This is a genomic window from Pseudoroseomonas ludipueritiae, from assembly GCF_014490445.1.
Lineage (GTDB): Bacteria > Pseudomonadota > Alphaproteobacteria > Acetobacterales > Acetobacteraceae > Pseudoroseomonas > Pseudoroseomonas ludipueritiae.
On record NZ_JACTUZ010000276.1, the window covers coordinates 1 to 2,970 of the forward strand.

The following is a 2,970-nucleotide window of genomic DNA, read 5'->3' on the forward strand; positions in this document are numbered from 1 at the left end:
CGGAGGCCGCCGTGCGCACCCTGGCCGCCCTGGGCGCCGCCGCCACCGTGCATGCCGCCGATGCCGCCGATGCCCGCGCCTTGCAGGCCGCATTGGCGGAAATCCGCGCGGAAGGCCCGCCGCTGGTGGGCGTGGTGCATGCCGCCGCCGTGTTCGACGACGGTGCCGCCAGCGCCATGGATGCCGGCCGCTTCGCCCGCGTGCTGGCGCCGAAGCTGGATGCCGCGCTGAACCTGGACCGCCTGACGCGGCAGGACCCGGTGGCGCTGTTCCTGATGTTCTCCTCGGCCACCACGGCCATGGGCAATCCGGGCCAGGCCAATTACGTGGCCGCCAATGCGGCGCTGGAGGCCCTGGCGCGCCGCCGCCAGGCGGAAGGGCTGCCGGCGCTGGCGGTCGGCTGGGGTCCCATCGCCGATGCCGGCGTGCTGGCGGAGAATGCCACCACCGCCGAGACCCTGGCCCGCCGCCTGGGCGTGGAGGCCATGACCGCCACCGAATCCCTGGACGCCCTGCCGGCCCTGCTGCGCAGCGGCGCCCCGGTGCTGTCTCTGGCGCGCATCGGCTGGCGGCAGGCCGGCATGGCCCTGCCGATCCTGGAGGAGCCGCTCTTCGACGCCGTGCGCGGCCAGCGAGAGGCCTCCACGGGTAGCGGCGACCTGCGCGCCCATCTGCTGACCCTGCCGCCCGAGGAGGCCCGCGCCCTGCTGCGCCAGGTGGTGCGGGAGGAAGCGGCGCGCATCCTGCGCCTGCCTGCCGAGGCCATCCCCACCGATGCCCCCGTGGCCGGTATGGGGCTGGACAGCCTGGGCGGGCTGGAACTGCGCGGCGCGCTGGAACAACGCCTCGGCATGTCCGTGCCGCTGGCTTCCGTGACGGAGGATCTGACCGTGGACCTGCTTGCCCGCCGCCTGTCGGAAGGCCTTTCCGGCAACCGGGCTGAGGAGGAGACCGTGGCCGATATTGTCGAGCAGTTCGAGCCCAGCCAGCGCATGACGCCCCCGGCCGAGGCCGCGGAATGAGCGGCGGCCTTTCCGCCACCGCCCGCCTTGCCCTGCTCGCCCGCCTCTCCAAACGGCGCAGCGCCGAGGATGCGGCGCCGCGCCCGGATGCGGGCTCCGCGCGGGATTTTTCCACGCTGCCGGGCATGCGGGATTACGGCATGCTGCAAACGGCGCTGGCCTCGCTGGACCTGCCCTCCCCGCTGTTCCAGAAGCATGACGGGCTGGCAGGCGCGCATAGCCGCGTCGATGGCCGGGATGTCGTCAATTTCGCCTCCTACAACTACCTCAACCTGAACAACGACCCGCGCGTGCAGGCGGCGGCCAAGGCGGCGATCGACCGCTATGGCGTTTCCGTCTCCGGCGCTCGCATCACGGCGGGCGAGCGCGACCTGCACCAGGAACTGGAAGCGGCGCTGGCCGAATGGCACGGCACGGAAGCGGCGCTGACCTTCGTCTCCGGCCATGCCACCAATGTCACCGTGATCGGCCATCTGATGGGCCCGCGGGACGTGGTGGTGCATGACGCCGCCATCCACAATTCCTGCACCGAGGGCGTGCGCCTTTCCGGCGCCCGCCGCCTGCCCTTCGCCCATAACGACATGGCCGCCGCCGAGAAGGAGATGGCCGCCGCCCGCCGGGGCGCCCAGCGCGCGCTGCTGCTGCTGGAAGGCCATTATTCCATGGACGGCGACAGCCCGGACCTCGCCCGCGCCGTCGCCATCGCCCGCCGCCACGATGCCTGGCTGATGGTGGATGAGGCGCATGGCCTGGGCGTGCTGGGCGCCACCGGGCGCGGCGTGGCGGAAGCGCAGGGCGTGGACCCCACGGGCGTGGACCTGTGGATGGGCACATTGTCAAAAACCCTGTCGGGCTCGGGCGGCTATATCGCGGCGCGGCGGGACGTGATCGACTGGCTGCGCCACACCGCGCCGGGCAGCGTCTATTCCGTGGGCCTCGCGCCGCCGCTGGCCGCCGCCGCGCTGGAATCCCTGCGCATCCTGCGCGCGGAGCCGGAGCGGGTGACGCGCCTCCAGGCCAATGGCCGCCGGCTGCGGGAGCTGCTGCGGGAACGCGGCTTCGACACCGGCTTCAGCCAGGGCTCGGCCATCGTGCCGGTGATCATCGGCTCCTCCATCCGCACGGCGCGGCTGGCCAATGCCATGCTGGCGCGCGGCGTGGCCTTGCAGACCGTCACCTTCCCGGCGGTGCCGGAGCAATCGGCGCGGCTGCGCTTCTTTGTCTGCGCCGAGCATACCGAGGCCGACCTGCTGCGCGCGGCCGAAACCCTGGCCGAGGCTTCCGCCGGCCTCGGTGCGGTGGAGGCGCTGCCGGGCCTCGGCTGATGCGCATCGCGCTTTTCACGCTGGACAGCGCCTTGAGCAGCGAGGCGGTGCTGGCGCTGGCCAAGGCGCGGCTGGGGGAGATCGTGCTGATCGGCCGTTCCGACCCCTATCGCGCGGCGGCGGGCGGCATGATGGGCCAGTTGCGGAAGCACTGGCGCCATTCCGGCTGGCGCATGCTGCCCTTCCTGCTGCTGGGCTATGCCATCCCGCAGGCCCTGGGGCGGCTGCGGCGCCTCTGGGGCGGCGGGGCGCTGACACGGCTGGCCCGCGCCCATGGCATCCCGCTGCTGGAGGTGGAGGACATCAACGCCGAACCCGCCCTGGCGGCGCTGCGGGCGGCGAAGCCGGACCTCATCCTCTCCTTCCACTTCGACCAGATCTTTGGCGAAGCCGCCCTGGCCACGGCGCCCCTGGGCGGGGTGAACCTGCATCCTTCCCTGCTGCCGCGCCACCGGGGGCCATTGCCCACCTTCTGGGCACTGCTGGACCAGCCGCAACACCCCCGCGCGGCGCCCGCCACCGGGGTCACGCTGCACCGGCTGGCGCCGCGCATCGATGCCGGCGCCATCCTGGCGCAACAGGCGGTGCCGCTGCCCGCCGGCATCAGCGCCGCCACCGCCGCG

3 protein-coding genes are annotated in these 2,970 nt (G+C 73.3%); all 3 read left to right on the top strand.

The features are described 5' to 3' along the window. Positions 1–1,022, top strand: a 1,022-nt coding sequence (locus IBL25_RS25440; RefSeq protein WP_187781239.1) for a beta-ketoacyl reductase, incomplete at its 5' end; no start/stop codon positions are given. Next, positions 1,019–2,347 (top strand): aminotransferase class I/II-fold pyridoxal phosphate-dependent enzyme, encoded by a 1,329-nt coding sequence (locus IBL25_RS25445; protein ID WP_187781240.1) that lies wholly within the window; start codon positions 1,019–1,021, stop codon positions 2,345–2,347. The genes IBL25_RS25440 and IBL25_RS25445, both read left to right, overlap by 4 nt. Beyond that, the coding region (locus IBL25_RS25450) for a formyltransferase family protein (RefSeq protein ID WP_187781241.1) at positions 2,347–2,970 on the top strand (624 nt) is incomplete at its 3' end. The genes IBL25_RS25445 and IBL25_RS25450, both read left to right, overlap by 1 nt.